Here is a 25974-nt window from a genome sequence, read left to right on the forward strand (position 1 = left end):
CGGATCGCGCTTGCTGGCCGGATCGGGGTTCCCGATCCGGCCTTTTTTATGGCAATTCGTCCTGGTCGTGCCTGCGCTCAATCGGCGGCGTCGAGCAGGATGCGCGCACGTCGTACGATGCTGATCCGATCGCCATTCTGCGGTCCGGTCAATCGTACGCGCGCGCCGGCGTCAACGGCGGTATAGAACGTCTGGGCATCGACGGCGTTGCCGTCAGCGTCCTCGTAGGCGGTGGTGGCATCATCGAGCTGTGCGGTGACCCCGGCCACCACGATCGTCGCGGCCGTGCCGGTACGCGTCACGTTCGTGGCCGCGCCTGCGATGGCGGCCTCGTCGGCCTGGGCGGCCGGCAAGCGCTCGATGCTGCGGGCTGTCGCCGTAGCGCCGTCCAGATAGGCCTGTACGCGTACCGCATCCCCGGCTGCGAGCGTGTCGAGACGCAGGGCCTGCTTGCCTGTTTGGCTGTTGTCGATATAGGCCGTATCGGCCGATACGCCGATGCTTTGTCCGAGCAGGGTAAGGGTGTCGGCGTCGGTCGATTCGACCCGGGCCTTGAGCATGGCGTTCGAGCGCGGCTCGACCCGCAGTGTGCGGGCCTTGACTCGTTGGTTTTCGAATACGCCGCGTACGCTCACCACCACGCCCGGGGCGAGGGCGGTCTTGCCGTCGTCGAGGCGCCGGGCATCGCTGGCATCGATACGCCAGTTGCCGGCCACGAAGTCCGACCTGCTCGAAAAATCGTCGATCGTGGCGCCAACGAGCATCTGTCGACCGGCCGGCGCGGTATTGAGCGACTTGACGTTGATAACGCTTGCGATCAGCGCATCGCTGCGAGCCGCGCCGCGCGTGCCGAAGGCTTCGATACGGCTTTCCGTGTTCAGCGTCGCGCCGGCGGGGCGGAGCGCGGCGTTGGTGAAATCGATGCGCTGGCCGCCGACCGTCAGCTGCGTGCCGTCGACACGATCGACCTTGCCTTCGATCTCCAGCGTGGAGCTATTGGGTACGAAGTCGGTTTCGCTCTGGCGGATCGATGCGGCCTGGACGCGATTGGCGGTCTGGGTGAAGCCGCTCACCGCGATCAGATCCCCCACGGCCAGCTCGGCGGCCGGCGTGTTCACGAAAACGGTATCGCCATCGAAATGTACGGTCTGTTCGAGTGCGACCAGCGTGCCGCTTTCGCCGTCGGTGTCGATACGCTCGATCGGGCCATCGAGGGTGCGCTGGTAGACGATGCGCTCGGCACGCGCGTTGCCGTCGCGATCCAGCGTGCCGGTCACGGCGACGCGATCGCCCACGCTCAGCCGGGATTCCGGCACGTCTTTGCCGACAAAGCGAATGGTGGTTGCGCCGGTATCGAATTCGGTGCCGTCGATATAGACGCTGCCGAAACCCGAGACGATGCCGGTGCCCTCGATGCCGGCCTGGCGGCTTCCACCTGCGTCATCGCTGCCGCCGCAGCCGCCCGCCACGAGGGCTGCGAGCACGCCGGCGAGCGCCAGGCCGACGCGGCCGGCGCGATGCGCTTTGTTATTCGGGCTGGTCGTCATCAGAAGTCTCCCCCTTGTCCTCGAAATAGTAGATACCCACGCCCGCGCGGGTGCACGCGGTGTCGTGATCCTTTTCATCGACTTCGTGGCGCTCGAGCCAGTCGTCGAGTGTTTCGAGGAGTTGCTGTGCTTGTTGTGAGATCAGGCGATGAAATACGGGCAGCACCCGCTTGTTCACGCGCGTATTGAATACCGTGCGCTGGAAGCGCGGCTTTCTGTCCTCGCCCGAGGAAAGATTGTGCTCGAGGGTCGACAGAAGATCGTGACCTGCCGAGCCGAGCATGCGAATACGTTCCGAATCCCCGGTGCCGGGTACATAGGCACGATTGAGCACCTGCACACGGCCTTGCGCGTCGCGGGCCACCGAGCGCACCCGTTCGAGTTCATCAAGAATGGCCATCACCGGAATATCGCCGCTGTAGCGGCGTACCAGCGCGGTGAAGCCCTCGATGTCGTCATCGAGGATCAGCGGCCGCGGCGCGCCTTCGTCGTCGGTGAAGTCCGGGTCGCGATGCCAGCCGGAAAGCACGCGGGTGGCCCGGTTCGCGCCGCCCCAGGTGCCGGCGTCGTACTGCGAATCGCTTTGCTCGCGCAGGCGCTTGACCTCCTTGCGCGTCAGTCCGGTAACGACCGCTACATGGGAATCGGTCGCTCGCTTGCCCGCGGGGGTGAACGATTCCCTTGCCACTTCGGCATAAACCGCACGCACGATGGCATCGAAATCGCGATGCGCAACACCCTGGGCCAGCATGATGCGCACCAGCGGCCGGAGCAGACGGTGGGATGCGCGGGCGAGCCATTGGCGGTCGTGGTTATTCATGGGGCCATTATAGATGTCTAAGGGCCGGCGCCGACTTGCCGTCTTGGTTGTGGTACATTTTCCGAACGATTCGCCGACTGATCAAAAGCATGTCTGCAACTGCTCTTGCCTTGCAGGATTTCGCGCGCTACGACGATGCCGCCTGCGATGCGCGTATTCGTGCCGCCAAGGAAGCGCTCGGCTCGCGGTGCGCCATTCTCGGCCATCACTACCAACGTGACGAAGTGTTCGCGCATGCCGATTTCTCCGGAGACTCGCTGAAACTATCGGCTCAGGCCGCGAAATCTGATGCCGAGTACATCGTCTTCTGTGGCGTGCATTTCATGGCCGAGGTGGCCGATATCCTCTCGCGCGATGATCAGACCGTCATCCTCCCGGATATGGCGGCCGGCTGCTCGATGGCCGACATGGCCAACCTGCGCAACGTCGAACGGGCCTGGCGCGAACTCGCGACCGTGCTCGAACCGGAAGAAACCATCACGCCGGTGACCTATATCAACTCCGCGGCCGACCTGAAGGCGTTCTGCGGACGCCATGGCGGCATCGTCTGTACCTCGTCGAACGCGCGCGGCGTGCTCGACTGGTCGTTCTCGCGGCGCGAGAAGGTGCTTTTCTTCCCCGATCAGCATCTGGGACGCAATACCGCCTACGACATGGGCATCGGCCTGGACGAAATGGTGGTCTGGGACTACGACAAGCCCATGGGTGGGTTGAGCGCGGACGAAATTCGCGATGCGAAGATGATTCTCTGGAAGGGCTTCTGCTCGGTTCACCAGATGTTTCATCCCAACCACATCAAGAAGTTTCGCGAGACGAACCCGAACGGCCGGGTCATTTCGCATCCCGAGAATGCCTTCGAAGTGTGTCAGGCCTCGGACGTGGTGGGCTCCACCGAAACCATTCTCAAGACGGTGCGGGCGAGCGAGCCGGGCAGCCACTGGCTGGTGGGCACCGAGCTGAACCTGGTCAACCGGCTGCATCACGAAATGGCGGAAAAGGGCGTGAAGGTGCAGTTCATGTCACCGGTGGTGTGCATGTGCTCGACCATGTTCCGTACCGACCCGCAGCACCTGGCCTGGGTCATGGAAAACCTGGCCGAAGGGCATGTCGTCAACCAGATCAAGGTCGACGCCGCCGAGGCGCGCGAGGCCAAGGCCGCGCTCGATCTGATGCTCGAGATCACGGCCTAGCGTCGAGCCGACACCATATCTGGGGTCGGCAGCGCGTCTGCGCTACACTATGCGCCCGTATAAGCTCCGAAAACGTGTCGGTGAGCGCCAAGCGCGTCGCCGTCGCGGTGCATTTTTCGTACTTCAACCCGAGCATTCGAACATGTTTGACTCCGCACAGGGCATCGCCGAATTCGACCCGGAACTGGCCGCCGCCATGGCCGACGAGGATCAGCGTCAGGAAGACCATATCGAGCTGATCGCCTCCGAGAACTACACCAGCCCGCGCGTGATGCAGGCACAGGGCAGCCTGCTGACCAACAAGTATGCCGAGGGTTATCCCGGCAAGCGCTTTTATGGCGGCTGCGAACATGTGGACGTCGCCGAACAGCTGGCGATCGATCGCGCCTGCAAGCTCTTTGGCTGCGACTTTGCCAACGTACAGCCGCATTCGGGCGCCCAGGCGAACGCCGCGGTCTATCTGGCGCTGGTCAAGCCGGGCGATACCATTCTCGGCATGAGCCTCGATGCCGGCGGCCATCTCACCCATGGCGCGGCCCCCAATTTCTCGGGCAAGAACTACAACGCCGTCCAGTACGGCCTGGACGCCGAAACCGGCGAGCTGGACTACGACGAAATCCAACGTCTGGCCGATGAGCACAAGCCGAAGATGCTTATCGGCGGTTTCTCGGCCTATTCGCGCCATATCGACTGGGCACGCATGCGCAAGATCGCGGACTCGGTCGGCGCCTGGCTGCTGGTCGATATGGCACATGTCGCGGGTCTGGTCGCGACCGGCCAGTATCCGAGCCCCTTGCCGCATGCCCATGTGGTGACCACGACGACACATAAAACGCTGCGCGGCCCGCGCGGCGGGCTGATCCTGTCGGCAGCCGGCGATGAAAAACTCTACAAGAGGCTCAACAGCGCGGTGTTCCCGGGTACCCAGGGCGGGCCGCTCATGCACGTGATCTCGGCCAAGGCGGTGGCCTTCAAGGAAGCGCTGGAAACCGACTTCGAAACCTATGCCCGCAAGATCGTGACCAACGCCAAGGCCATGGCTCAGGTGTTCATCGACCGCGGCTATCATGTGGTTTCCGGCGGTACCGACAACCATCTGATGCTGGTGAGCCTGGTCAAGCAGGACATTACCGGCAAGGACGCCGAGGAATGGCTCGGCAAGGCGCATATCACCGCCAACAAGAACGCCGTGCCCAACGACCCGCGTTCGCCGTTCGTGACCTCGGGGCTGCGTATCGGCACGCCGGCGGCCACCACGCGCGGCTTCGGCGAAGACGACGTGCGCCAGATCGCGACCTGGATCTGCGATGTGCTGGATACGCTGTCTGCGGGTGGCGATGTCGCCGCCGAGGCCGAGCGTGTGCGTACGCAGGTCAACGAGCTGTGCGCGCGTTATCCGGTGTATCGCACGGCGGCGCGCGGCGCGGCCTGATCGCGGCCTGGCGCTGCAAGGAAACGGCTGATGCAGTGTCCGTTCTGTGATGAACGCGCAACGCGCGTGGTCGACTCGCGCCTGGCCGCCGAGGGCAGCCAGGTGCGTCGGCGCCGGGAATGCCCGGCCTGCGGCGCGCGTTTCACCACCTTTGAAACGGCAGAACTCGTGTTGCCGCGTATCGTCAAGAACGACGGTACGCCCGAGCCGTTCGACGAGGCCAAGCTGCGTCAGGGCATCACCCGCGCGCTTTACAAGCGACCGGTGGCGGCCGAGGCGATCGATACCGCCATCAGCCATATTCTGCAGCGGCTGCGCACCGACGCCGAGCGCGAGGTGGCATCGCGCCAGCTCGGCGAATGGGTGATGGAAGAGCTGCGAGAGCTTGATCAGGTCGCGTTCGTGCGCTTTGCCTCGGTCTACCGGCGCTTTGAGGATGTTCAGGCATTTCGCGAAGAAATCGAACGCCTCGAAGCCACGCCGGGTCGTGGCGATGGCCAGCTGTCGTTGATCGATAGCGCCGCGGGCGGCGAACGCGGGCGATCGTGAGTACCACGAGCGTTCGCAAGGCCGTGCACGCCTTCTTCATGCAGCGGGCGATCGAGCTGGCCCGGCGCGGCTGGTATACGACCCGGCCGAATCCGCGCGTGGGCTGCGTGATCGTGCGCGGCGAAACCGTGATCGGCGAAGGCTGGCACGAGCGTGCCGGCGAAAACCATGCCGAAAAGGCAGCGCTGGCCGACGTCGAGCGGCGCGGCGACAACGCCCGCGGGGCGACGGCCTATGTGACGCTGGAACCCTGCAGCCATACCGGACGCACCGCGCCCTGTGTCGACGCGTTGATCGCAGCCGGAGTGGAGCGCGTGGTGGTGGGCGCGACCGACCCCAATCCGCAGGTCAACGGCCGCGGCATTGGACGCCTGCGCGAGGCGGGTATCGAGGTCGTCACCGACGTCGTGGCCGATCGCTGTCGTGCGCTCAACCCCGGCTTCGAAATGCGTATGCGCGAAAGCCGCCCGCGGGTGCGCGTGAAGCTGGCCATGAGCCTTGACGGCCGTACCGCGGCCGCCGACGGCACGAGCCAGTGGATTACCGGCGACGTGGCCCGTGAAGACGTGCATCGGCTGCGCGCGGAAAGCGGCGTGGTGATGGTCGGTCGCGGTACGCTCGTGGCCGACGATCCCGGCCTGAACGTGCGCCTGAAAGGGCAGTGGCCACAGCCGCTGCCGGCGGTGCTGGATACCCGCCTGCAAATCACGCCGTCCGCGCGGCTTTTTGAAACGGCTTCCGGGGTGTTGGTCTATACCGCCTGCGCCGATCGCGAGCGCATTGACCTGCTCGAACAGGCCGGTGCCGAGATTGTAACGCTCGGCTCGGACAAAGACGGACTCGATTTGCCTGCGGTGCTCGCCGATCTGGGCGAGCGCGAGATCAATGATGTACTGGTCGAGTCCGGCCCGCAGCTTGCCGGGGCGCTCGCGGATGCCGGGCTGGTCGACGAGTACGTAATTTATATGGCGCCCAAGCTGCTGGGCGACGGCGGGCGCGGGCTGTTGCACATGCCCGGCATTGCCACGCTGGCGGATGCGCCCAATCTGGTCATCGATAGCGTCGAGCCGCTCGGGCGCGACTGGCGTATCACCGCGCGGCCGAGCACAGCGACAAAGGACTGATTATGTTTACTGGCATCATCAAGGGCCTTGGCCGGGTCGCGGCCCTCGAGGCCCAGGGCGGCGATACGCGCATCGTGATCGACGCCGCGCAAACGGATCTGGGCACGGTAGCGCTCGGCGACAGCATCGCGGTGAATGGCGTGTGCCTGACCGCGGTTGCGCTCGACGGCGCGACGTTTGCCGCCGACGTGTCGACAGAAACCCTGTCGCTGACCACGCTGGGCGCGCTCGAGGTGGGCAGCGCGGTGAATCTCGAGGGTGCGCTGCGCGCGGGCGAACCGCTGGGCGGGCATATGGTGTCCGGCCATGTCGACGGCTTCGGCGTGCTGGAGGCGCGTGAGCAGGATGCGCGCTCCTGGCGGCTGGTGTTTTCGGTGCCGCCCCATCTCAGCCGTTTTTTCGCGCCCAAGGGGTCGGTGTGCGTCGATGGCATCAGCCTGACCGTCAACGAGGTCGAGGGCGATCGTTTCGGGGTGAATATCGTGCCGCATACGATGTCGCACACGACCCTGGGCGAGCGCGCGGTGGGCGACCGCGTCAATCTGGAAATCGACGTGATCGCGCGTTATCTCGCGCGCCTGGTCGAAACCCGCTAGCGCCTTTCGTCACCAGCCCGCGCGGCAATCGTTGCCTGCGGTGCTAGACTGCGCCGCGGCGTGCGAGGCCGCGCCTGTTCTCGCGTTCGCGTAACGCCCTTGCAAGGAGCCCGGTATGGCCATCAGCCCGATCGAAGACGTCGTCGACGACATGCGCAATGGACGCATGGTCATCATGCTCGACGATGCCAACCGCGAAAACGAGGGCGACCTGATCATGGCTGCCGAATGCGTGCGCCCCGAAGATATCAACTTCATGGCCCGCTATGGCCGCGGGCTGATCTGTTTGACCCTCACGCGTGAGCGCTGTCGGCAACTGCATCTACCGCTGATGGTGGCCGCCAGCGACGAAGCCCAGTCGACCAATTTCACCCTCTCGATCGAGGCCGCCGAAGGCGTGACCACCGGGATTTCGGCACACGACCGTGCCCAGACCGTTCGTGCCGCGGTCAAGCGCGATGCCCAGCCTTCGGACCTGGTCCAGCCGGGGCATATCTTTCCGCTGATGTCGCAGCCCGGCGGCACTCTGGCACGCGCCGGGCACACGGAAGCGGGCTGCGATCTTGCCCGGCTTGCCGGCCTCGAGCCGTCGTCGGTGATTGTGGAAATCCTCAACGAAGACGGCACCATGGCTCGGTTGCCGGACCTGGAAGCATTCGCGGCCGAGCACGATATCAAGCTCGGCACGATCGCCGACCTGATCCGTTATCGCATCGAACACGAGCGGACCGTGGTGCGGGTGACCGAGTCGCAGGTGGATACCGAGTTCGGCCCGTTCACGCTGTACTCCTTCGAAGACGAAGTGGACAAGGTGCTGCATTTCGCCATGGTGCGCGGCACCATCGACGCGGAAACGCCGACGCTGGTGCGTGTGCACGTGCGCAACACCCTGGCCGACATGCTCGGCGTGCGCCACGGTGATTTTGGCTGGCCGTTGCGGGATACGCTGGCCCGCGTGGCCGAAGAGGGCTGTGGCGTGGTCGTGGTTCTGCGCAAGCCGGAAACCGCGCGCGAGCTCATCGAGCGTATCCGTATCGTCGAGGGCAAGGTGCCGCCGCATGCCCCGGACGGGGTCGGCGACGAAAGCCGTATCCTGCGCACTTACGGCGTGGGCGCGCAGATTCTCACGGATCTCGGCGTACGCCGCATGCGCGTGCTGTCGGCACCGATGCGCCTGCAGGGCATTTCCGGCTTCGGGCTGGAAGTGGTCGAATACGTTCAAGGCAACGACGACGCGGAATAAGCCGCGGTCGTCGTGCAATAATATCGATCGGAATCAAAAGGGCCGCCATCATGCGCAGCATTCAAGGAGAATTCGACGGCGACGGCTTGCGTCTCGCCATCGTGTGTACCCGCTGGAACGACGACATCGTCGACCGTCTGGTCGACGGCGCGCTCGACGTGCTCAACGACTGTGGCGTGGATGACAACGACATCACGCTGGTGCGGGTCCCGGGCGCGTTCGAGCTGCCGCTGGCGGTCGACCGCCTCGCCGAGCGCGATGAATACGACGGCATCATCGCGCTGGGCGCGGTGATCCGCGGCGAGACGCCGCATTTCGATTTCGTCGCCGGCGAGTGTGCCAAGGGCCTGTCGGCCACCGCACTCGAATACGGCGTGCCGGTGGGTTTTGGTGTGATCACCGCCGACAACGCCGAGCAGGCGGATGCGCGTGCCCAGCCGGACGAAGACCACAACAAGGGCGCAGAAGCCGCGAGCGCCGTGGTCGAAATGGCCTCGCTGCTGCGCATGATCGCGGAATAGGCGAGCCGAGAGATATCCACGTGATCATCAGCGACGATCAGGTCCAGTACGAATCGCAGGAAGAGGATCGCCCCGAGCAGGACGAACTCCCCACACCGGCGCGTATCCCCGGCGGCGCCCGTATCCGCGCGCGCATGGCCGCCGTGCAGGCGATCTACCAATGGCGCATGAGCGGCACCGATCTGGGCGAGCTGATTCTGCAATTTGCCCAGGCCGGGCGGCTGCGCGAACTCGATCGCGAATATTTCGAGACGCTGCTGCGCGGCGTCGTCTACGACGTGAGTGCGCTCGAAGCCGCCTTCGACCCTTACTTGAGCCGGCCGGCGGTACAGCTGGACCCGGTGGAATACGCGATTCTGCTGCTGGCCACCTTCGAGTTGCGTGACCGTATCGAAATTCCGTTTGCCGCGATCATCAACGAAGCCACCAACCTCGCCAAGACCTTCGGGGCCACCGACGGGCACCGTTTCATCAACGGCGTTCTCGATGCGACTGCCCGCTCCCTGCGCGCCAACGAGGTCGGCGCCCGCAAGTAAGGTGCCCCGTGCGTGAATTCGCGCTCATCGAGCGGCTTGCACAACGCCTGGGCAGCGGTCGGGCCGATACGCGGTTGGGCATTGGCGACGACGCGGCGCTGATCGCACCCCCGGCCGGCCAGGAACTGGCGATTACCACCGATACGCTCATCGCCGGGCGTCATTTCCCGTTCGAGACGCCAGCCTTCGATATCGGCTACAAGGCCCTCGCGGTCAACCTCTCTGATCTCGCGGCCATGGGGGCGGACCCGGCCTGGGTCACGATCGCACTCTCGGCGCCCAAGCTGTCGGCCGACTGGTGCGATGCGCTGCTCGACGGCGCGCTCGCAGCGATCGGCGATCACCCGGTGGATATCGTCGGCGGCGATACCACTCGTGGCGAGTTGTCGCTCACCATCACCGCCATCGGCTGTCTGCCGGCCGGCCGGGCGCTGCGACGCAGCGCCGCCCGTGTAGGCGATTTGATTGCCGTGACCGGCACGCTCGGCGACGCGGCCTTCGGGCTGCAGTGCTGGCCCATGCGCGATCGCGCCAGCGACGACCAGCGCTTCTGTATCGACCGTCTGGCGCGGCCGCAATGGCGGCCGGGCGCGGCGCTGCGCGGGCTGGCGAACGCGGCGATCGACCTATCCGACGGCCTGGCGGCCGATCTGGGCCATATTCTCGCGGCCAGCGGGATAGGCGCGCGGCTGGCTATCGATGCCTTGCCAGCATCCGCTGCGCTGACACGTGCCTGCGATGCGGAAAGCCGGCGCCGCCTGCAATGGTCCGGCGGCGACGATTACGAGCTGTGCATCACCCTCGCCGAGGACCGGCTCGACTCAGCCCGCGCTGCGCTCGACTGTCCGCTGACCGTGATTGGCACGATCGAGCAACAGCCCGGCCTGCGTGCGTTCGACGATAACGGACAGGCGTGGGGCCGCGACGGCGAGCGCGGCTGGGATCATTTTAGCTAGCAGGTCAGCACGGGGTTGGCGGGCCGGTTTCAGCGTCCGCAGGCCGGTTGAAAACCCAGTGTGCAGGCGCGTTCGAAGTAGCCATTGGCTTTCGTAACGTCGCCGAGCCCATCGCGGCTTTCAGCCATAAGGAACAACGCGCGCGGATTGTCGGGCTGATTTTCCAGCAGCGGCTGGAGCGCGCCAATTGCGCGCTCGTAGTTGCCGTCGTCGACGTAGAGCCGGGCAAGTGCTTCCTGTGCCGCGGCATGGGCGGGTTTCAAGGCAGTGGCCTGGCGGTAGTCCTGTTCCGCCTGAGCGCGCTCGCCTTTGGCGGAAAACGCCTCGCCCCGGCGGTAGTAGGCTTCGGCGCGGTCGGCCTGCAGGGCGATGGCGGCACTGAACTGGTCGATCGCGCGATCAAAGTTCGCGTCGGCCAGCGCCTGGCGCCCGTGCTTCATGGCGGCATCGGCGGCATAGCGTTTGTAGCCGCTTGCGCCGTTGCCAACGAGCAGGGCCGCGATATCACGCCGATCGTGATTGAGCGCATAGGCCAGCGGCACAATGCCGCCGGCGCCAGCCTCCGGGTTCGCGCCACGGGCCAGCAGCAGGCGCACCGCGTTTTCATGGGCGCCGATCACGGCCTGGAATAGCGCGGTGCGTCCCTGATCGTTACGGGCCTCGATATCGGCGCCCAGGTCGAGCAGGTAGCGGATCATCGGTTGGTGGCCCGAGCGCGCTGCCATGATAAGCGGGGTGTTGTGCTTGTGGTCGGGTCGAGTGGGGTCGGCTCCGGCGGCGACCAGAATATGGGCGATTTCGGTATTGCCCTGTTGCGGCTGCCAGGCGGCGACCCAGAGTGGTGTCTGCTCCCACTTGTTGGCGGCATTGGGCTGGGCGCCGGCCGCGATCAGTGCCCGCGCGATCGCCGGGTGGTAGGCCTCGGCGGCCCAGTGCAGGGCGGTGAAGCCGTTGCGCCCATCGCGCGCCTCAAGCTGGGCGTCGCGTTGGAGCAGCGCGCGTACAACCGTCAGGCTGCCATATTCGGCGGCGATGTTGAGCGGGGTCTGGCCGGCCGGCGTGCGCAGGTTTGCCGACAGGCCCTCGTCGAGCGCGGTGACAAGCGCGCCTGCGTCGTCGCGCGCCGCGGCGTAATGCAGGCAATGCCAGCCGGCGTGCTGCTCGCGTACCGTATCGATTGCGCGCTCGACCATGCACGCCGCATCGCGATACGGGTCCAGCGTGAGGGCTGTGAGTATTCCGGCGACGGCCAACACGACGATGGCCAATATCGTTTTCATGGCTTCCATATTAGTGCATACGCAGACCGCCACGGGCGCATGGCTTGTGCGAGCCGGTAGACTGTGCCGCTCGGTTCGTCTCACCTATCGACGTTTTCGCCCCATGATTGAACTGCACGACAGCCTCAGCGGCCAACGCCAGCCCCTCAAGACTCTGGAGCCGGATCATGTGCGGCTTTATGTTTGTGGTGTAACCGCTTACGACTATTGCCATCTTGGGCATGCGCGCGTGATGATCGTGTTCGATATGTTCGTGCGTTATCTGCGTGCGCTGGGCTGGCGGGTGACCTATGTACGCAACGTCACCGATATCGACGACAAGATCATCAAGCGCGCGAATGAAACCGGCGATACGCCCGAGGCGATCGCAGAGCGCTTCACCCGCTTCATGCGCGAAGACGAGGCCGCGCTCGGCCTGACGGCGCCCACGCTCGAGCCGACCGCGACCGGCCATGTCGACCAGATCATTGCCATGATCGAGCGTTTGATCGACAACGGCGCCGCCTATGCCGGCGACAACGGCGACGTCTACTACGACGTGAGCACGTTCGACAGCTATGGCGCGCTGTCCGGGCGGCGTCTGGCCGATCTGCGCGCCGGCGAACGGATTGCCGTGAACGAGGCCAAGACCGATCCGCTCGACTTCGTACTCTGGAAAGCAGCCAAGCCCGAAGAGCCGAGCTGGGATTCGCCCTGGGGCTCGGGCCGGCCGGGCTGGCATATCGAATGCTCGGCCATGTCCACCCATTGCCTGGGCGCGAGTTTCGATATCCATGGCGGCGGGCTGGACCTGCAGTTCCCGCACCACGAAAACGAGATCGCACAGAGCGAGGCGGCGACCGGCCAGCGCTATGTCACGACCTGGATGCATAACGGCTTCGTAACCGTCGACGACGAGAAGATGTCGAAGTCGCTCGGCAACTTCCTGACCATTCGCGACGTGCTGGCCCATTACGACGCGGAAACCGTGCGTTATTTCGTGCTGTCGACGCACTATCGCAGCCCGCTGGCCTACAACGCGGATGCCATGGATGCCGCCACCAGCGCGCTGTCGCGGCTTTATACGGCCCTGCGCGACGTTGAACCCGGCGATGGGCAAAGCGATATCGCGGATGCCTTTGAAGCACGCTTTACCGACGCCATGGCCGATGACCTGAATACGCCGGCCGCGATTGCCGTGCTGTTCGAAATGGCGCGCGATTGCCAACGACTCAAACAGGAGGAACGAGAAACCGCTGCCGCGATCGCCGCCCGGCTGCGCACGCTGGCCGGGCGAATCGGCCTGTTGGAACAGTCGCCCCAGGCGTTCCTGCAGGGCCAGGCCGGCGAGGGCGATCTGAGCGCGGACACCATCGAGGCCATGCTCCAGGCGCGCCGCGAAGCGCGGGCCGAAAAGAATTTCGCCCGCGCCGATGCGATTCGCGACGAACTCACCGCCCAGGGCATCGTATTGGAAGACGGCCCCGACGGTACGCTCTGGCGGCGCAGCTGAGCGCGGCCTAGTCGGCCCGTTCTGCCTGTTCGCGCAGCTCGGCCGCGCGCAGGGTGTTGCTCATGAGCATGGCTACGGTCATCGGCCCGACGCCGCCGGGCACCGGCGTGATCCATGCCGCGCGCTCGGCGGCGGTGTCGAACTCGACGTCGCCCACGAGCTTGCCGGAATCGAGCCGGTTCATGCCGACGTCGATCACGGTGGCCCCTTCGCGGATCCATTCGCCCTTGATCAGGCCCGGTTTGCCGACGCCGACCACCAGGATTTCGGCCTGACCGACTTCGTATTCGAGATCGCGGGTAAATCGGTGGCAAACGGTAGTGGTCGCGCCCTTGAGCAAGAATTCCAGCGCCATCGGCCGGCCGACGATATTGGAGGCGCCCACGACCACGGCCTGGCGGCCGCGAAAGGGTTCGTCGATTGATTCCAGCAGGCGCACGATGCCCAGCGGAGTGCAGGCGCGCAGCTGTGGCACGCGCTGTGCCAGCCGGCCCACGTTATACGGATGAAAGCCGTCGACGTCCTTGTCGGGGCGCACGCGCTCGATGACCTTCGTCGCATCGATATGCGCCGGCAGGGGCAGCTGTACGAGCACGCCGTCGATCTCATCGTCGGCGTTGAAGCGGTCGATCAGCTCAAGCAGCTCGGCCTGCGAGATATCGGCTTCGGGATAGACCGCCTGGGACACGAGCCCGGCCTGCTGGCAGGCCTCGATCTTCTTGCCCACATAGATCTTGGACGCCGGATCGCTACCGACAAGAATAACGGCGAGCCCGGGCGCGCGCTGTCCGCGCGCCAGGCGTGTGTCGACCGCATCGCGTACGGCATGACGAAAATCCTGGGCGATCTGCTTGCCGTCGATAAGGCGGGCGGCCATGGGCATCAAGGCGGTTGGGAAAAGTGCGCGGATTTTCGCACGCTCCGCGAAGGGCCACAATTTGGCAGGGCGAATCCAGCCGTCTGCAGGTGATGCTCGCATGCCGGGCGGCGACCAGATAGAATCCGCCGCCAGCCGATATGTTTGCGTGTCGGTCGCTCGACTTCGCACTGAGGTGAAGCAGCTGCGGCCAGAATGGCTCGCCGCTTTGAGTGAGGAAGAAAACCGGGGTATAGCGCAGTCTGGTAGCGCACCTGCTTTGGGGTTTGTCGTATACGACAAACGCCGAGGAACGCATGTTTCGAGGCCGGGTTCCTTGGCGAAGCGCAGCTGAGCCTAGTAACAGACTGCTCGCAGAGCAGGTGCCCGAACATGGCAGAATGCCCGTCGTTGCAGTTGAGTGAGGAAGAGAAACCGGGGTATAGCGCAGTCTGGTAGCGCACCTGCTTTGGGAGCAGGTGGTCGCAGGTTCAAATCCTGCTGCCCCGACCACTCACTGTCCGTCGCCACGCAAGAGCGACCCACCATTTTTCGCGCCCGTAGCTCAGGGGATAGAGCAACGGCCTTCTAAGCCGTCGGTCGCTGGTTCGAATCCAGCCGGGCGCGCCATTGCCAGAGTGCGCCGCAGGCGTGCTCTGGCAATGGCCTATCCAACTAGAATTCGAACCAGCGACAAATAAATGATCATGGTTCGACGGATGCGCGTAGCGCATCCGAACAGGGCGGCGTCAGCCGCACTGGCCCGAAGGGCGAGCGGCGCAGCCGCGAGTAATCCAGCCGGGCGCGCCATTGCCAGAGTGCGCCGCAGGCGTGCTCTGGCAATGGCCTATCCAACTAGAGTTCGAACCAGCGACCCGTGAACGATGTGGGTTCCACGGATGTGCGAGCCGGTAATGCCCGGTGGTTGCCTGGACCGGTCGCCGCAACCGCCCGCCCGACGCGGCAGATCCGGGCCGGTCGCGGATAAATACCGCGATTGCGCATGCAGGGGGTAGCATCGCGCCACGAACATGACTAGAATACGCCGCCTGCGCCGTCGGCGATCCTTGATCGTCACGGATCACGCAGGATGCTTTCGATGGTGGGCGTAGCTCAGTTGGTAGAGCCCCGGATTGTGATTCCGGTCGTCGTGGGTTCGAGTCCCATCGTCCACCCCATCCCTGCCACGGGCAGGTTGGCGAAGGCAGAATCGACGCTTATGATGGCGTCCGGCGATCGCCCGATCGCCAAAAGTTCCGGCAGCGCCGGATCACGGATGGGCCGTTAGCTCAACGGTAGAGCAGTTGACTCTTAATCAATTGGTTGAAAGTTCGAATCTTTCACGGCCCACCAATTCCTTGCGCAAGCCTCGCTAGTCCCCGCTTTGGCGGCGCTGCGCGCATCGAGCCGTGGCCAAGCTTCTTGATTTCGTCTTTCGCGTAGATCTCGAGCCCCTGGCGCTGTTGAATGCCGGCCCAGCGCACCCATTTCCATTGCTGTACATCCGAAAGGACTAAGAGTTGCGGCCATGGAAACACTCGATCTGAACGGCAACGGCGTTGTCGCATCACGTATCGGTCTGGGCACCTGGGCTATCGGTGGCTGGATGTGGGGTGGCACGGATGAAGCCGAATCCATCCGGACCATCCAGAGCGCGCCCGACCACGGTATTACCCTCATCGACACGGCGCCGGTCTACGGCTTCGGCCGTTCCGAGGAGATCGTCGGCAAGGCGGTCAAGCAGGGCGGTTTGCGCGACCAGGTCGTGCTGGCCACCAAATGCGCGCTCGAATGGGATGCCAAGGAGCGGGTCGCGCGCAACGCCACCAAGAACCGTATTCTCAAGGAAGCCGACGACTCGCTACGGCGCCTGAACACCGACTATATCGATCTGCTCCAGATCCACTGGCCGGATCCGAACGTCGACATGTACGAAACGGCGAGCGCGATGGCCACGTTACGTGAGCAGGGCAAGATTCGCGCGGTGGGGGTATCCAACTTCACGCCCGAGCAGCTCGACGCCTTCAGCGAAGTGACCACGATCGATGTGGTGCAAAACCCTTATAACCTGTTCGAACGCCAGATCGACGAGGACGTTCTGCCCTGGGCCCGCGAGCACGACACCCGGCTGTTGGCTTACGGCGCGCTTTGCCGCGGCCTGCTCTCCGGCCGGATGCATGCCGATCGAGAGTTTCCCGGCGACGATCTGCGCAACAACGATCCCAAGTTCCAGCAGCCGCGCTTCGACCAGTATCTTGCGGCGGTCAACGAACTTGAACAGTTTGCCCAGGATAACTACGGCAAGCATGTACTCGATCTGGCTATTCGCTGGGTGCTCGATCAGTATCCGAACAGCGTCGCACTGTGGGGCGCACGCACGCCCGAACAGCTCGAGGCGGTCGACAATATCTGGGGCTGGCAGCTGGACGAGGCGGCTCGCACCCAGATCGAGACGATCGTGGATCGGCATGTGGTCGATCCGGTGGGGCCGGAATTCATGGCGCCGCCGGCACGAGAGACATAACGGATATTTGCAGTTTCACGAGCGGGCTGGCCAGCCTTGATATACTCGTGGGTCAACATTCGCAGCAGCGGCCGCAATCCGGCGGCCCTGTACATACCAGACGATTGGATAGAGGTAGTTAATGGACGTTTCTGTTGAGAATCCCGGTGGGCTGGCCCGTCGCCTCAAGGTTCAGATCCCGGCCGAGCGGGTCAGCGAAGCGGTGGACGCCAAGGTCAAGCGCGTTGGTCAGCACGCCAAGATCCCGGGCTTTCGGCCGGGCAAGGTGCCGCTGAAGGTGCTCTACCAGCGCTACGGAGCCCAGGCGCGTCAGGAAGCGGCCGGCGAGCTGATCCAGAGCGTCTATCCCGAAGCGATCGAGAAGGCAGAACTCAAGCCGGCCGGCCAGCCGCAGATCGAGCTGGGCGAAGTCAACGAAGACGGCCCGCTCGAGTTCACGGCCAGCTTCGACGTCTATCCGGAAATCGAGCTCACCGGCCTGGACGGCCTGACCGTCGAAAAGCCGGTGGTGGAAGTCACCGACGCCGACATCGACAAGACCATCGAACGCATTCGTGAGCAGAACAAGGCCTACGAGGCGGTCGAGCGTGAATCCCAGGACGGCGATCAGGTCGTAGTGGACTATGTCGGTCGTATCGACGGCGAAGCCTTCGAAGGTGGCACCGGCAACGATATCGAAGTCAATATCGGCGAGCAGCAGTTCCTGCCGGATCTGGAGCGTGCGCTGGTCGGTCGCAAGGCCGATGAAAACTTCGATGTCGACGTGGCCTTCCCGGAGGACTATGGCGCCAAGGACCTGGCCGGCAAGACCGCGACTTTCGATGTCACCGTCAAGGCCGTCAAGGAAGCCAAGCTGCCCGAGATCGACGACGAATTCCTCAAGCAGATGGGCATCGAGGAAGGCGGTATTGACGCACTGAAAGACAAAGTGCGCGAATCGCTGGAACAGGAAGCCAAGCACGCGGTGGATACCAGCGTGAAGACGCAGATCATGGACGGCGTGCATGCGGCCAACCCGATCGAAGTGCCCGAGTCCATGGTGGCTCAGGAAATCGATCGCATGCGCAAGGAAGCACTGCAGCGCATGCCCCGCGAAATGCAGGGTGACGAAGAGCAGGCCAAGAAGCTGCTGCCCGACGAAGTGCTGCGCGAAAACGCCGAACGTCGCGTCGCCCTGGGCCTGCTGATCGCCGAGATCATCTCCGAAAAGGAGCTCGAACTCGACCAGGACCGGGTCAGCCAGAAGATGGACGAAGTCGCTTCGGGGTATGGTGATCAGGCCGAACAGGTCAAGGCCTACTACCAGCAGAACCCGCAGCTGATGCAGGGCCTGCAGGCCATGGTCATGGAAGAGCAGGTGGTCGATACGCTGCTTGAAGGCGCGACCGTGACCGAGAAAGAGACCGAGCTCGACGAACTACTCAACGCACAGCGTCAGAACGGTTGATCGAGGCTGCGCCTCGACGCTGCTGACGCGGCAAGGAAAGCCAAAGTCTATGTCAGAACCTAACGACAACATGCAGCCCCAGAACCTGGGGCTCATCCCGATGGTCATCGAGCAGACCGCCCGCGGCGAGCGCTCGTTCGACATCTATTCGCGTCTGCTCAAGGAGCGCGTGATCTTCTGTGTGGGCCCGGTCGACGACCATATGGCCAACCTCATCGTCGCCCAGCTGCTGTTCCTCGAGTCCGACAATCCGGACAAGGACATCCAGCTCTACATCAACTCGCCGGGCGGCGTGATTACGGCCGGTATGTCGATCTACGACACGATGCAGTTCATCAAGCCCGATGTCGCCACCATGTGCCTGGGTCAGGCTGCAAGCATGGGCGCGGTATTGCTGGCGGGCGGCGCCCACGGCAAGCGCCATGCGTTGCCGAACTCGCGAGTGATGATCCATCAGCCGCTGGGCGGCTTCCAGGGTCAGGCCACGGATATCGAAATCCACGCCCGGGAAATCCTGCATGCGCGTGAACGGCTCAATGAAGTGCTCGCGCATCACACCGGTCAGCCGCTGGACAAGATCAAGCACGACACCGAGCGCGACTTTTTCATGAGCGCGGAATCGGCAAAGGAATACGGCGTGATCGATGGCGTGTTGAGTTCGCGGGCAGCACTTTCGAGCGAGACGGCCGATAAGAACAAGTAAGCGCTTTGTTCGCCCACGGCAGCAAAGCCGTGACAAGCGTTTATCCGGTATGCCATACAGGGTGTATGGCAGGCCCAGACTGAAGAGGTCCTAGAACATGGCGGAAGACTCCAACAGCAACGGCGGTTCGAATTCCAACTCCGGCCGCACCCTCTATTGCTCGTTCTGTGGCAAGAGCGAGCACGAGGTTCGCAAGCTGATCGCTGGTCCGTCGGTATTCATCTGCGACGAGTGCGTGGATCTGTGCAACGACATCATGCGCGAGGAACTGGCGAGCAAGCCGTCCAAGAAAGGTCTGCCGAGCCCGCAGGAAATCAAGCATGTGCTCGACGATTACGTCATTGGTCAGGAGTCGGCCAAGAAGATTCTCGCCGTGGCCGTGTACAACCACTACAAGCGCCTCAATGCCGAAACCGGCGAAGGCGAAGTGGAACTGCAGAAGTCCAATATTCTCATGATCGGGCCGACCGGCTGCGGCAAGACGCTGTTGGCCGAGACTCTGGCCCGGCTGCTGGATGTGCCGTTCGCGATCGCGGATGCGACCACGCTCACCGAAGCCGGCTATGTCGGCGAGGACGTGGAAAACATCATCCAGAAGCTGCTGCAGAAGTGCGATTACGACGTGGAAAAAGCCCAGCGAGGCATCGTCTATATCGACGAAATCGACAAGATCTCGCGCAAGTCGGAAAACCCGTCGATTACCCGTGACGTGTCGGGCGAGGGTGTCCAGCAGGCGCTGCTCAAGCTCATCGAGGGTACGACCGCATCGGTGCCGCCGCAGGGCGGGCGCAAGCATCCGCAGCAGGAGTTCCTGCAGGTGGATACGGGCGGCATCCTGTTCATCGTGGGCGGCGCGTTCGCCGGTCTGGACAAGACCATCCAGACCCGCAAGGGCCGTTCCGGCATCGGCTTCTCGGCCGAGGTCAAGGGTCAGGACGACCAGCGCTCGCTCGGCGACATGCTGGCGACGGTGGAGCCCGAGGATCTGGTCAAGTACGGGCTCATCCCGGAGTTCGTCGGCCGTCTGCCGGTGATCGCCACGCTCGAGGAACTCGACGAAACCGCGCTCATCTCGATTCTGCGCGAGCCCAAGAACGCGCTCACCAAGCAGTATGCCAAGCTCTTCGAAATGGAAGACTGCGAGCTGGAACTGCGCGATGATGCCCTGCGGGCGATCGCCCATCGTGCGATGGAACGCAAGACCGGCGCCCGTGGCCTGCGCACGATTCTCGAATCGATCCTGCTCGACGTCATGTACGAGCTGCCGGCCATGGAGAACGTCTCCAAGGTCGTGGTCGACGAGGCGGTGGTCAAGGGCGATGCCCAGCCGTATATCGTCTATGAAAACGCGGATGCGACCCGGGCGGGCGCCTGAAGCGGCAGGGACGGCGTGCAAGGCGCCGTCCCGCGCAATGCGGCTGTCCGCCCACGCGCTGATTGAAAACGGCGCAGCCAGCCGCATTCTAGATAGTTAAATACACAGTGGCCGGCACCATGCCGGCCGCTTTTTAAGCGAGGGTCCAATGACGGACAACACCCTGGTACCTGTTCTGCCACTACGGGACGTCGTCGTCTTTCCTCATATGGCGATCCCGCTGTTTGTCGGCCGCGAAAAGTCCATCACTGCGCTGGAAGCGGCGATGGCGGAAGACAAGAAGATTCTTCTGGTCGCCCAGCGCTCGGCGGATATCGACGATCCGGGCGCCGACGATATCTATGAAGTGGGCACGCTGGCCTCGATCCTGCAGCTGCTCAAGCTGCCGGACGGCACGGTCAAGGTGCTCGTCGAGGGCGCAGACCGCGCGCGCCTGCACAACCTGCACGAAGCCGACGGCAGTCTGGTGGCCAGCTGGGACGTGATCGACGACGCCGCCGACGACAGCGCGGAAGCCGATGCGCTCATGCGCTCGGCCATTTCCACGTTCGAGTCCTATGTAAAGCTCAACAAGAAGGTGCCGGCCGAGCTGCTGCCTTCGCTGTCGAGCATGGATTCGATCGGCCGCCTGGCCGACACCATCGCTGCCCATCTCAACCTCAAGCTCGAAGAACGCCAGGACGTGCTCGAGATCGCGGACGCGCAGGAACGCCTCGAACACATCGTCGCCAAGACCGACGCCGAGATCGAGGTGCTGCAGATCGAAAAGAAGATCCGCGGCCGCGTGAAGCAGCAGATGGAGCGCAGCCAGCGCGAGTACTATCTCAACGAGCAGATGAAGGCCATCCAGAAAGAGCTGGGTGAAATCGACGACGCGCCGAACGATCTCGACGAACTCGAAGAGAAGATCGAGAAGGTCGGCATGCCCAAGGAGGTCAAGAAAAAGGCCACCACCGAGTTCAACAAGCTCAAGAGCATGTCGCCGATGTCGGCGGAAGCCACGGTGGTGCGCAACTATCTTGACTGGCTGGTCGATGTGCCGTGGAAGAAGCGCTCGAAGACCAAGATCGATCTCAAGACCGCGCAGGAAACGCTCGACGCCGACCACTACGGCCTGGAGCGGGTGAAAGAGCGCATCATCGAAAACCTCGCGGTGCAGAGCCGCGTGAAGAAGATCAAGGGCCCGATCCTGTGCCTGGTCGGCCCGCCGGGCGTAGGCAAGACGTCGCTGGGCCGTTCGATCGCCAAGGCGACGAACCGCGAGTTCGTGCGCATGAGTCTGGGCGGCGTGCGCGACGAGGCCGAAATCCGCGGCCATCGGCGCACCTATATCGGCTCGCTGCCGGGCAAGATCATCCAGAACATGGCCAAGGTCGGCGTGCGCAATCCGCTGTTCCTGCTCGACGAAGTCGACAAGATGGCCCAGGACTTCCGCGGCGACCCGGCCTCGGCGCTGCTGGAGGTGCTGGATCCGGAACAGAACAACAGCTTCGGTGACCATTACCTCGAAGTCGACTACGACCTGTCGCAGGTGATGTTCGTGTGCACGGCCAACACGCTCAACATCCCGCCGGCGTTGCTCGATCGCATGGAAGTCATCCGGCTGTCGGGCTATACCGAAGACGAGAAAGTCAATATCGCCGAGCGCTACCTCGTGCCCAAGGCCATGAAGGAGAACGGCCTGAAGGACGAAGAGCTGGCTATTTCCGACAACGCGCTCACCGACGTCATCCGTCGCTACACGCGCGAAGCCGGGGTACGAAATCTCGAGCGGGATATCAGCAAGATCTGTCGCAAGGTGGTCAAGGAGTTGATCAGCGCCGAGAAGGACGGTTCGGTCCAGGTCTCCAAGCGCAACCTCGACAAGTATCTTGGCGTGCCCAAGTTCCGCTACGGCCGTGCGGAGGAAACCGACGGCGTGGGCCAGGTCACGGGTCTGGCGTGGACGGAAGTCGGCGGCGAGCTGCTGTCGATCGAGTCCGCGGCGGTGCCCGGCAAGGGCAAGCCGTTGCATACCGGCTCGCTCGGCGACGTCATGCAGGAATCGATTCAGGCGGCGCTCACCGTCATTCGCTCGCGCGCGGCGACGCTGGGCATTGAGCGCGATTTCATGCAGAAATCCGACCTGCACGTCCACGTGCCCGAGGGCGCAACACCCAAGGATGGGCCCAGTGCGGGCATCGGGATGTGCACGTCGATGATCTCGGCGTTGACCCAGATTCCGGTGCGTGCCGATGTGGCGATGACCGGTGAAATCACGCTGCGTGGCGACGTGCTGCCCATTGGCGGGCTCAAGGAAAAACTGCTGGCAGCCCACCGTGGCGGGATTAAAATTGTTATTATCCCGCACGAAAACACTAAGGATCTCGCGGAGATACCGGCGAACATCAAGAATCGACTCGATGTGCGACCGGTTCGCAAGATCGACGAGGTGCTCGAAATTGCGCTCACGCGTCAGCCCCAGCCGCTTGCCGACGATGCCGCTGCCGCGGATGCGCCGGGCAAGAGCGATCCGGCCGGCCTGCGGGCGCATTAGTGGTCTCGTGACAGCATCCCGTGATCAGGGCTAAGCCTTTGTTGACGGTACAAACAGCCGCTTGGTATAAAAGCGGCTTATTGCTCGCGGTCCGGCGTTGAAAACGCCGCCGTGAGTACGCAAGGTTGGCGACGCGTTCGCGATCGGGCGTATGCCAAGGTGCCGACTCGGTCGGCACTACATAGAATTTTCGTTTCATTCCTCAGGGGATACTTGCTATGAACAAAACCGAACTAGTCGACGCGGTCGCCGATGACGCTGATCTGTCCAAGGCCGACGCCTCGCGTGCCGTGGACGCCATGATCGACGCCGTGACCGACGCCCTGAAAAAAGGCGATAAGGTGTCGCTGGTCGGCTTTGGTGTGTTCTCTGTGCGCGAGCGCGCCGCTCGTCAGGGCCGCAACCCCAAGACCGGTCAGTCGATCACGATCCCGGCCGGCAAAACGCCCGGCTTTAAGGCTGGTAAAGCGTTGAAAGACGCTGTAAACTAGCGCCCCTTCGCTGGGTGAACGGTTACACCGAACACGCCGGAGAGGGTGCTTAGCTCAGTTGGTAGAGCGTCGCCTTTACACGGCGAATGTCGGCGGTTCGAATCCGTCAGCACCCACCACGATAAAGTTTCGGAGCGGTAGTTCAGCTGGTTAGAATGCCGGCCTGTCACGCCGGAGGTCGCGGGTTCGAGTCCCGTCCGCTCCGCCAATCCGTGTCGACGTACGCGTCGGCCAGGACACTAAAAGACCCTCTCGTTTCGAGGGTCTTTTTTGTTCTTTGTTGTATGAGTGCTGGGGCAGGTTTGGCGGTGCATCGCATCGGTAGCCGGCCAGCCATAGGTCAGGAGCGGTAGTTCAGCTGGTTAGAATGCCGGCCTGTCACGCCGGAGGTCGCGGGTTCGAGTCCCGTCCGCTCCGCCAGTCTTTGTCGACGTGCGCGTTGGCCTGGACAGAATGAAGGCCCTCTCCGGAGGGCCTTTTTTTATGCGTGTCGTTCTTGGCCAGCGATTCGCGGCCGATGTTGCAGGTCGGGCCTCCCATGGGCGTCGCGTATGCGGCACAATGGCGGCTTCGCATAAAGCGCGCACAGGGCAGGGCTTGGTGCTGCGTTTGAAATATTCCATCCGCCGGAGCGCGATCAATGCTGCAGAGAATCCGCGACAACGCCAGCGGCCCCTTGGCCTATGTCGTCGTTGCCGTCATCACGCTGGTTTTCGGTGTGTGGGGGATCGGTTCATACTTCACCCCTTCGGCGGATCCCGTCGTTGCCAATGTGGGCGGTACGGATATCACCCGTAATCAGCTGGAGAACGCGTATCAGCAGCGTTACCAGCGGCTGCGCCAGATGATGGGCGACAACTTCGATCCCAGCATTCTCGACCCGCAGCGGCTGCGCCAGACGGTGCTGGACGGTCTGATCAACCGCGAGGTGATGGACCAGTACGCCCAGCAGGCGGGCTATCGCGTCACCGATCGGGCGTTGCTCGGCGCGATCCGCGGCAATCCGCAGTTCCAGCAGAACGGCGAGTTTTCCAACCAGCGCTATCGCGCGCTGTTGGCCCAGGCAGGCATTGCGCCCGCCCAGTATGAAGCCAGCCTGCGCCAGGACCTGGTCAGCCAGCAGCTGCGCGGCGAAATCACGCAGAGCGCGTTCGCGGCGCCTGCCGAAGTAGACCAGTCTTATCGACTGGCCAACCAGCAGCGGCAGTTGCGCTATCTGGCGTTCGATCCCGCGAGTTATCGCGACAGCATCGACGTGGACGATGCCCAGATTCAGAGTTATTACGACGAACATCCGGACGCCTTCAAACGCCCGGAGCGGGTCAAGCTGCGCTACGTGTCGCTTGATCGCAGTAATGCCACCGCCGACGCCGGGGAGCCGGACGAACAGACGCTGCGTACCCTGTTCGAAGACAACAAGCAGCAGTTCGGCCAGCCCGAGCGCCGCAGCGGCGGTTTTGTACGGGTGCCCATCGGCGACGACGCCGACGCAGCACGCGATAAGATTCAGGCGCTGGCGAGCGGGTCCGACGATCTTGAAACCCGTGCCGATGCCGGTGAGGACAGCGATTATGAAGCCATCGACAACGCCGCCCGCGCTGATTTGCCGCAGGCCGTAGCCGAGGCGCTGTTCGACTTGGAGCCCGGTCAGACGTCCACGCCGGTCAAGGGTGCGCAGGCTTGGTATCTCGTGCATCTGGCGAACGTTACGGCGGCCAGCGAGCCGGCTTTCGACGATCCCGAAGTCCAGTCTCGGCTCAAGGCGATGGCGAGCACGCAGCAGGCGCAGCAGGCGTTCGCTGACAAGCGTAGCCGGCTTGAATCGCTTGCCTATGAAGCGCCCAACGATCTCGATACGCTGGCCAACGAGCTGGGCCTGGAGATTCAGACGACCGAATGGATCACACGCGATGAAGGGCCGGGTATCGGCCAGTACGACGCGGTTCGCAAGGCGGCGTTCACCGACGCGGTGCTCAAGGACAAGCTCAACAGCACGCCTATTCAGCTCGGTGCCGAGCGTCAGGTGGTGGTACGTGTAGCCGAACATGAAGCGGCCAAGCGTCGGCCGCTGGATGAAGTCAAGAATGATATTCGTGATCGCGTGATTGCCCGGCAGGCGAGCCAGAAGGCCCAGGACGCCGCCAACGCAGCTCTGGACAAGGTGAAGTCGGGTACGGCGCTGTCTGCGCTGGCACAGGAAAGCGGTGCCACATTCGAGCAGAAGGGCTTCGTACAGCGTTCGAACCGCGATATCGACCCGCGCATTCTGGAGGCGGCCTTCAACATCCCGCAGCCCAGCGAAGACAGCCCCGGCTACCGGGTGACCGCGACCCGTGACGGTCGCGTCGCGCTGGTGGCGGTGGATGCTGTAAGGGAGGCGCCCGCGAACGAGGCGGGTACCCCGCGCGAACGCTTTGCCAGTCAGCAGCGCGAGTACATCGCCGGTCTCGAATACGCGGTGCTGGGCCAGTACCTGCGCGCGCAGACCGATATCGAGGTGAACGAGGATCGTATCAACTGATCCGAGTCGCCTGATCGCTGTGCTAGTTTGAGGCGGCGAATGCGACAAGGCCGCAGCGTATCCAGCGCTGCGGTCTTTTTTATGTCCGGGTTTCAGCGCGCGTGGTTGGCAGGGTCTGCGTTGGCACGCGCTGGCGAAAGGCCGACGGCGATATGGCGCCTGGATGGGGAATCGTGGCCGTGCCAGGCGGCCCGTCTTGCACGACGGGCAAAAAAAAGGTTCATCGCACATTACC

Annotated in this window: 21 protein-coding genes and 7 tRNA genes; 24 read left to right on the forward strand and 4 right to left on the reverse strand. The window is 63.7% G+C overall.

Going from position 1 to position 25974, the window contains the following annotated elements; translation table 11 throughout:
• Window positions 1-77 precede the first annotated feature (77 nt).
• Window positions 78-1547 (reverse strand): DUF5666 domain-containing protein, encoded by a 1470-nt coding sequence (locus C84B14_RS13955; RefSeq protein ID WP_353224986.1) that lies wholly within the window; start codon window positions 1545-1547, stop codon window positions 78-80.
• On the reverse strand, window positions 1528-2367 hold the full coding sequence (locus tag C84B14_RS13960; protein ID WP_353224988.1) for a DUF6502 family protein: 840 nt from the start codon (window positions 2365-2367) through the stop codon (window positions 1528-1530). The genes C84B14_RS13955 and C84B14_RS13960 overlap by 20 nt, the downstream gene beginning before the upstream one ends.
• 89 nt (window positions 2368-2456) lie before the next feature.
• Here C84B14_RS13960 and nadA point away from each other — a divergent pair, with 89 nt between their 5' ends.
• The 9 genes from nadA (at window position 2457) to thiL (ending at window position 10514) form a co-directional block, all read left to right on the forward strand.
• Window positions 2457-3557, forward strand: a complete 1101-nt coding sequence (gene nadA, locus C84B14_RS13965) for a quinolinate synthase NadA (protein WP_353224990.1) — start codon at window positions 2457-2459, stop codon at window positions 3555-3557.
• 142 nt (window positions 3558-3699) lie between these two features.
• Window positions 3700-4989, forward strand: a complete 1290-nt coding sequence (gene glyA, locus C84B14_RS13970; RefSeq protein WP_353224992.1) for a serine hydroxymethyltransferase — start codon at window positions 3700-3702, stop codon at window positions 4987-4989.
• Between the two features lie 30 nt (window positions 4990-5019).
• Window positions 5020-5538, forward strand: a complete 519-nt coding sequence (nrdR, locus tag C84B14_RS13975; RefSeq protein ID WP_293627349.1) for a transcriptional regulator NrdR — start codon at window positions 5020-5022, stop codon at window positions 5536-5538.
• On the forward strand, window positions 5535-6662 hold the full coding sequence (gene ribD, locus C84B14_RS13980; RefSeq protein ID WP_353224994.1) for a bifunctional diaminohydroxyphosphoribosylaminopyrimidine deaminase/5-amino-6-(5-phosphoribosylamino)uracil reductase RibD: 1128 nt from the start codon (window positions 5535-5537) through the stop codon (window positions 6660-6662). The genes nrdR and ribD overlap by 4 nt, the downstream gene beginning before the upstream one ends.
• A 2-nt stretch (window positions 6663-6664) precedes the next feature.
• The gene (locus C84B14_RS13985; RefSeq protein ID WP_348766859.1) at window positions 6665-7258 is read left to right on the forward strand and encodes a riboflavin synthase; all 594 of its coding nucleotides are present in this window, start codon (window positions 6665-6667) and stop codon (window positions 7256-7258) included.
• 115 nt (window positions 7259-7373) lie between these two features.
• Window positions 7374-8501, forward strand: coding sequence for a bifunctional 3,4-dihydroxy-2-butanone-4-phosphate synthase/GTP cyclohydrolase II (ribBA, locus tag C84B14_RS13990; protein WP_353224996.1), 1128 nt, complete (start codon window positions 7374-7376; stop codon window positions 8499-8501).
• 50 nt (window positions 8502-8551) lie between these two features.
• Entirely contained in the window at window positions 8552-9022 is a 471-nt protein-coding gene (gene ribH, locus C84B14_RS13995; protein ID WP_353224998.1) for a 6,7-dimethyl-8-ribityllumazine synthase, read from the forward strand.
• Window positions 9023-9042: 20 nt separating this feature from the next.
• On the forward strand, window positions 9043-9558 hold the full coding sequence (gene nusB / locus C84B14_RS14000) for a transcription antitermination factor NusB (protein ID WP_502949912.1): 516 nt from the start codon (window positions 9043-9045) through the stop codon (window positions 9556-9558).
• A gap of 8 nt (window positions 9559-9566) precedes the next feature.
• Window positions 9567-10514 (forward strand): thiamine-phosphate kinase, encoded by a 948-nt coding sequence (gene thiL, locus C84B14_RS14005; RefSeq protein ID WP_353225000.1) that lies wholly within the window; start codon window positions 9567-9569, stop codon window positions 10512-10514.
• 29 nt (window positions 10515-10543) lie between these two features.
• Here the strand turns inward: thiL and C84B14_RS14010 are convergent, their stop codons facing one another.
• Window positions 10544-11794: an ankyrin repeat domain-containing protein gene (locus C84B14_RS14010; protein ID WP_353225002.1), complete on the reverse strand. Its 1251-nt coding sequence runs from the start codon at window positions 11792-11794 to the stop codon at window positions 10544-10546.
• Window positions 11795-11897: 103 nt separating this feature from the next.
• Here C84B14_RS14010 and cysS point away from each other — a divergent pair, with 103 nt between their 5' ends.
• Entirely contained in the window at window positions 11898-13286 is a 1389-nt protein-coding gene (gene cysS / locus C84B14_RS14015; protein WP_353225004.1) for a cysteine--tRNA ligase, read from the forward strand.
• Window positions 13287-13293: 7 nt separating this feature from the next.
• Here cysS and folD read toward each other — a convergent pair whose 3' ends face one another.
• The gene (gene folD / locus C84B14_RS14020; protein WP_348766865.1) at window positions 13294-14163 is read right to left on the reverse strand and encodes a bifunctional methylenetetrahydrofolate dehydrogenase/methenyltetrahydrofolate cyclohydrolase FolD; all 870 of its coding nucleotides are present in this window, start codon (window positions 14161-14163) and stop codon (window positions 13294-13296) included.
• 415 nt (window positions 14164-14578) lie between these two features.
• Here folD and C84B14_RS14025 point away from each other — a divergent pair.
• The 14 genes from C84B14_RS14025 to C84B14_RS14090 all read left to right on the forward strand — a co-directional run bounded on the left by C84B14_RS14025 (window position 14579) and on the right by C84B14_RS14090 (window position 25739).
• Window positions 14579-14655 (forward strand) — tRNA-Pro (locus C84B14_RS14025).
• A 41-nt stretch (window positions 14656-14696) separates the two neighbouring features.
• A tRNA-Arg gene (locus tag C84B14_RS14030) sits at window positions 14697-14772 on the forward strand.
• 472 nt (window positions 14773-15244) lie between these two features.
• Window positions 15245-15320, forward strand: a tRNA-His gene (locus tag C84B14_RS14035).
• A gap of 100 nt (window positions 15321-15420) precedes the next feature.
• Window positions 15421-15495: transfer RNA gene (locus C84B14_RS14040), tRNA-Lys, on the forward strand.
• A gap of 175 nt (window positions 15496-15670) precedes the next feature.
• Entirely contained in the window at window positions 15671-16666 is a 996-nt protein-coding gene (locus C84B14_RS14045) for an aldo/keto reductase (protein WP_353225006.1), read from the forward strand.
• Between the two features lie 121 nt (window positions 16667-16787).
• Complete coding sequence (gene tig, locus C84B14_RS14050) at window positions 16788-18113, forward strand: trigger factor (RefSeq protein WP_353225008.1); 1326 nt, start codon at window positions 16788-16790, stop codon at window positions 18111-18113.
• A 70-nt stretch (window positions 18114-18183) separates the two neighbouring features.
• Complete coding sequence (clpP, locus tag C84B14_RS14055) at window positions 18184-18816, forward strand: ATP-dependent Clp endopeptidase proteolytic subunit ClpP (RefSeq protein WP_353225015.1); 633 nt, start codon at window positions 18184-18186, stop codon at window positions 18814-18816.
• A 97-nt stretch (window positions 18817-18913) separates the two neighbouring features.
• Window positions 18914-20191 (forward strand): ATP-dependent Clp protease ATP-binding subunit ClpX, encoded by a 1278-nt coding sequence (clpX, locus tag C84B14_RS14060; RefSeq protein ID WP_293624002.1) that lies wholly within the window; start codon window positions 18914-18916, stop codon window positions 20189-20191.
• Between the two features lie 148 nt (window positions 20192-20339).
• Window positions 20340-22727, forward strand: a complete 2388-nt coding sequence (gene lon, locus C84B14_RS14065; protein WP_348766268.1) for an endopeptidase La — start codon at window positions 20340-20342, stop codon at window positions 22725-22727.
• A 218-nt stretch (window positions 22728-22945) separates the two neighbouring features.
• Window positions 22946-23218 (forward strand): non-specific DNA-binding protein Hbs, encoded by a 273-nt coding sequence (gene hbs / locus C84B14_RS14070; RefSeq protein WP_006915476.1) that lies wholly within the window; start codon window positions 22946-22948, stop codon window positions 23216-23218.
• Between the two features lie 43 nt (window positions 23219-23261).
• A tRNA-Val gene (locus C84B14_RS14075) sits at window positions 23262-23337 on the forward strand.
• A gap of 12 nt (window positions 23338-23349) precedes the next feature.
• Window positions 23350-23426: transfer RNA gene (locus tag C84B14_RS14080), tRNA-Asp, on the forward strand.
• Window positions 23427-23561: 135 nt separating this feature from the next.
• Window positions 23562-23638: transfer RNA gene (locus tag C84B14_RS14085), tRNA-Asp, on the forward strand.
• A gap of 220 nt (window positions 23639-23858) precedes the next feature.
• The gene (locus C84B14_RS14090; RefSeq protein ID WP_348766269.1) at window positions 23859-25739 is read left to right on the forward strand and encodes a SurA N-terminal domain-containing protein; all 1881 of its coding nucleotides are present in this window, start codon (window positions 23859-23861) and stop codon (window positions 25737-25739) included.
• The last annotated feature ends 235 nt before the right edge of the window (window positions 25740-25974 follow it).

This window comes from Salinisphaera sp. C84B14 (assembly GCF_040361435.1).
Classification (GTDB): Bacteria; Pseudomonadota; Gammaproteobacteria; order Nevskiales; family Salinisphaeraceae; genus Salinisphaera.